This window comes from Ramlibacter sp., assembly GCF_013697775.1.
GTDB lineage: Bacteria > Pseudomonadota > Gammaproteobacteria > Burkholderiales > Burkholderiaceae_C > Ramlibacter.
In genome coordinates, this window is record NZ_JACCWG010000075.1 from 1 (window position 1) to 4,893 (window position 4,893).

The 4,893-nt window shown below is 72.7% G+C and carries 3 protein-coding genes; all 3 read right to left on the reverse strand.

The annotated features are described in order from the left end of the window. Nucleotides 1-888, reverse strand: an 888-nt coding sequence (locus tag H0U68_RS04000; RefSeq protein ID WP_296352906.1) for a hypothetical protein, incomplete at its 3' end; no start/stop codon positions are given. Next, complete coding sequence (locus H0U68_RS04005) at nt 885-1,781, reverse strand: hypothetical protein (protein ID WP_296352908.1); 897 nt, start codon at nt 1,779-1,781, stop codon at nt 885-887. The genes H0U68_RS04000 and H0U68_RS04005, both read right to left, overlap by 4 nt. After that, on the reverse strand, nt 1,778-4,893 hold a 3,116-nt coding region (locus H0U68_RS04010), incomplete at its 5' end, for a hypothetical protein (RefSeq protein ID WP_296352910.1). The genes H0U68_RS04010 and H0U68_RS04005, both read right to left, overlap by 4 nt.

Below are 4,893 nucleotides of genomic sequence, written 5' to 3' on the forward strand. Positions count from 1 at the left end.
CTGCACCGAGTCGCCGCCGGTGTGCGCCTCGCCGTCGACCACCAGCGCCAGCCGGCGCACCTCCTTCACGCCGTCGATGGCGGCCAGCGCGGCCATCAGGTCGGCCACGAACAGGCGCTTGTCGCGCACGTCCTCCGGCTCGCGCAGGCGCCCGCGGCGCACCGGCGGGCCGTCGAAGATGGTTTCCAGCGCGGCGCCCTGGCGCAGCAGCGCGTCCAGCGCGACGAAGCGGCCGCCACCGGCGATCTGCTGTTCGCAGCACAGGTAGACGTCGGCCAGCACGTCGGCCGGGTCGCGCGCGCCGCCGACCTCGATGTCGCCCTGCAGCTCGCACCAGCGCTCCTCCACCACGGTGAACTGGTGGTCGAAGTCCTCGCCCAGGTTGCGGTAGGCGCGCAGCAGCGTCAGCGCCTGCAGCAGGCTGTCCTGCGCATGCGCCTCGTGACCAGCGGCCATGCGCAGCTCCACCCGCCACAGGCCGCCCGGCACGCCCGACGCGTCACCCCCGCGCGCGAGCGGCTCCACCGCCGCGTCGCCCAGGCCCTCGACGCGGTCCAGCAGCAGGCGGCGGTAGTCCTCGCCGGTGGTGGGCCGGCACGGGAACACGATGTCCGCTGGATGCAGCGCGTGGCCCGCGAAGTCGATGCGGCCGTCCGGCGCCGCCAGGTGGTCGGCCACCGGGAAGTCGGTGCGGTACACCAGGCTGGTGAGCGCGTAGCAGGCCTGCTCCAGGATGGTGACGCCTGGGTCGTGCAGGTTGTAGTCGGTCCAGTGGCCGCCCGACAGCGCCTGCACGTCGGCCAGCGCCTGCGCGCGCAGGCCCCAGAAGCTGAGCGGCCCGCTGTCCTTGGGGTGGCGCCGGATGAACGGTGCGTCGGCCGCGCTCATTCCATCAGCTCCTGCATGGTTTCGTCCAGCCACAGCCGGGTGATGCGGCAGCGGATCACGGGCGGCTTGCCGCCCGCGGCGTCCGGGTACGGGCATTTGCTGCGCACCTGCAGGCAGTACTCGGCGTTCTTGCCATAGGCGCCGTTCAGGCTTTTCCAGCGCAGCTGCAGCATGTCGCAGCGGCGGTCGTAGTAAGCCGAGGTTTCGCGGATCGGCCGCTTGGGCGCGAGGAAGTCGAACAGCCCACGGCGCGGGTGGAAGGTGTTGAGCGCGACGGCGTGCAGCATGCCGTAGCGCCCGGTGTCCTTGTTGCCGGTACCGGCTATCACCTCGAAGGCGTGGCAGCCGCGCAGCGGGCCGCTGATGTCGTGCCACGCGCCGTCGGCCACGACCGCGCTCGCGGCCTTCACGCCCTCGGGCGTGACCGTGCCCTGCGGCGTGCGGAATTTCTCCGGGATGAAGCCGCCCACGCGCGCCTGCATGCGTACTGTGCCGGCCACGTCCAGCTCGTGCTCGGGCGCACCGGTGTTGATGCCCACGCGCGCGCGCACCACCGGCGTGCCGTCGCCGGCATCGGCGGTGGCGTCCTGCAGCGTGTGCAGGGCCAGCACCGGCTCGCCGGCCTTCTGCGACGCCGGGCCGGGACGGAACAGCAGCCGGGCGGCGGCGTCGCCGGAAATCGACCAGTCGGGCCGGTCGGCGTCGGGCGTGCCGTAGACGCTGAGAAAGGCCTCGCGGTCGCGCAGCTTGGAGATCTCCACGCCGTTCTCGGGCGTGCGCTTGAAGCCCTCGTCCTGCATGTTGAGGGTGGACTCGATCAGGTCCTCGAAGTGCTTTTGCGTCGGCAGCGACCCGGCGCGGAAATACGTTTTGAGGGTGGCGCGGTTGCTCATGCGCGGCCTCCGACGACGAAGGTGTTGCCGATGGCCAGCTGGCCGACGCCGGTGGGCCGCGCGCCGCCGTGCTGCGCCGTCTGCAGCGTCTCGATCAGGTGGTGGCGCATCGGCACGGCGATGCTCCAGGGCCAGCGCGCGCGCGCCTGGCGCAGCCCGCTGCCGGCCGGGTCGGTGGCGTCCCATTCGGCTGCGCCGCGCGGGCGGGCGGTGTCGTCCAGGCTGTGCAGGCTGCCGTCGCTGGCGGCCACGTGCAGCAGCGACACGCCGCCGACGAACTCCACGTCGTCCAGCGCGCGGATGTGTGCCTCGATGTCTTCGCGCCGCACCGCCCATTCGAAGCGCGCGCGCAAGCCGTTGTCGTTCCAGGGCGAGAGGTAGTCGAACAGCGCCTGGTTCAGCCGCCGCTCGCAGTAGCCGGCGTTGCTGCCGCGCCGCCAGGCCACCGAGCAGCGCACCTGGATCGCCTCGTAGCTGCAGTTGCGCACCGCGATGCGGGCAAACGGCGACGACAGGCCGGCGAGGTAGTCCTCGATGTCCTCCAGCTCGATCGCGTTCAGCCGCGGCCCCGGGATGTTCTTCTGCTCCTCGTCGCCGCCCAGCGCCGGCACCACCACCACCAGCACGCTGCCGGGGCTGGACTTGCCGCCGGGCGCGCTCAGGTGGTTGAAGCAGCGCACCTTGAACACCGAGGGAAAGCGCTCCAGCACCAGCCGCTCGTAGTCCCACGGCAGCAGCGCGCGGTTCTTGTGCTTCAGGCGCTCGCCGGTGCGCACCTGCAGCTGCGCCTCGGTCTCCACCGGGCTCATGCCGAACGAGGGGCCGACCTGCACCGTCTTGGCCAACCCTGCGATCGATTCCACCGGCGCGCCGACCGAGCCGGGCGGCAGCGCCCGGTACTGCGGCGGCAGCGAGCTGGCCGGCGAGCGCACCGCACTGAGCGCCTGCGCCCGCACGCTGTACAGCGCGGCGAAGCTGTCGTAGTCGGTGTCGGCGCAGGCGCGCAGCCAGAACACGCCGCTGGGCATGACCGTGTGCTCGCGGTCCATGCCGCTTGGCAGGTCCAGCGTGACGATGCCCGAGGTCAGGAAGCCGCCGGTGGTGTCGGCCAGCACGCGCGCGGTGGGCAGTTCGATCCACCGGTTGGCGCGCAGGCAGGACCAGGTGACGCGCGCGGTGCGGTGCAGCAGCGGCTCGGCCGCCTCGCTGCGCAACTCGAACAGCAGGCTGAGCGTGCCCTGCGGGTCGCTGCCGGCCAGCCCGATGTAGAGGTTGCCGTCCTGCTCCCAGGTGGGCAGCACGGTGTGCGCGCCCGGCGGGCCGGGGTGGATGCGCTCGACGCCGAACGGATGGATGTGGAACACCTCGCCAGGCGGCGCGGCGCCGTCCTCGTCCTGCGCCGAACCGGCGCGGTCCAGGCGGATCACGGCCTGCGCTTCGTAGTCCATGGTGACGCGCTCGATCACCGGCGTGTAGGGCGCGTGCGGCAGCGCCGACGGCTTCTTGCGCCGCGCGTTGGCCGACACCGTGCGCGTCAGCACGCGGGTGTATTCCGCGTGGCCGAAGCCGGCCTGCGGCTCGCGCAGTTCCATCTTGAAAAAGCCGTTGCGGCTGCCCACGTCGTACACCAGCGGCACGCCCGGGCGCGGCGCGGTCGGCTTGAAATAGGCCAGCAGTTCGTCCTGCCCGACCACCAGGCGCGAGGCCGGCGCCACGCGCGCGCCCGGCCCCGGTGCGAACAGCGGCATGCCGGCCGGATTGGCGGGCGAGGCGCGCCACAGGCCTTCCTGCAGCACCGACACCTTGGCCTTGAAGCTGTCGTTCTCGAACGCCGTGTCGTAGCCCGCGTAGTACTCGGGAAAGCCGCCCAGGCCCTGCGGCAGGCCACCCCACTGCAGGTTCAGGCGCAACCGGCGCAGCGGTTTGCTGGCCGCCTCGGCCGAGCCGAACACCAGGTAGGCGCCCGGCTCGGGCAGCGGGCCGAACGGCATGAAGGGGGTGGACGGGTCCAGCCGGCCCAGCTGGTTGGCCAGCACGATGTCGCGCGCGCCGTGCACGCCGGCCCACACCGTGGCCTGCTCCAGCATGGTCTGGTCCAGCAGCGAGTAGGCGCACAGCGCCGCGTCCTGGCGCACCAGGATGCGCACCATCGGCAGCGTGGTGTTCCAGGCGTTGCCGTGCAGCGCCGGCACGCAGCCGATGATGGGCGGGGCCTCGGGCCGCAGCCGCACGGTGATCTCCAGCCGGTCGCCGGTGTCGCCCTTGGCGCCGGGACTGCGCCCGATGAAGCAGTCGCTGGCGTCCCACCAGCCGGCGGCGCTGGTGAAGCTCACGCGGAACAGCTGCGGCAGCGCGCGCACGAACTGCCACTGCACGCGGTCGTCGCCGCCGGCCATGCGCGTCCACAGGCTGTCCTTGCCGGGCGCGTCGCGCAGCGTGAGGGTGATGCGGATGTCGCGCTGGCCTTCCTTCAACCACAGCACCGGGCTGCCGATGGCCAGGCCGAGGTCGGCGTCGCGGTGCGTGCTGGCGCCCGCGTCCAGCACGCCGCCGAACAGCGGCCAGTAGGGCTGCGGCTGGCCGGGCGCCGTCGCCAGCCCCGCCGGGATGTCCGCGCGGATGCGCTTGACGCAGTCGAACTGGTCGTCGGGGCCGTCGCCCAGCAGCAGCGGCGCGCGCTCCAGCCGCAGGCTGCGCAGCGAGGCGACACGGGTGTCCGTGACCACCAGCTCGTGCTCGCCGATGAACTGGATCGGGCGCTGCTGCGCGTCCTTGCCGGCGGCGAATGCCGTGCCGCGCGGCACCACCGCCTGGGTCGGGCCGCCGGGCACCAGCTCGCACACCAGGTGCACGCGGTCGGGCGCGGCGGCGCGCGGCTGCATGGCCAGCACGTCGTGGTAATAAAAGTCGGTGTGGCGCGCGGTGAAGCCGTTGGCGTGGCGCTGCACGCCCTGGAACAGCTGCATGAAGGCGATCAGCAGGCCGGCCGATGGCTCGTGGCTCTGGCTTTCGCGCGAGGCCGGAATGCGCTCGGCGGCGACTTCCTTGACCCGCTGCACCGCATCCAGCAGGGCGAAGAAGGCCGCGCGCAGCAGGTCGCGCTGGCCGCGGC

Bases quoted from the DNA above. Each gene is read 5' to 3' on its own strand.
- H0U68_RS04005 (WP_296352908.1), bottom strand. From the start codon at position 1,781: ATGAGCAACCGCGCCACCCTCAAAACGTATTTCCGCGCCGGGTCGCTG.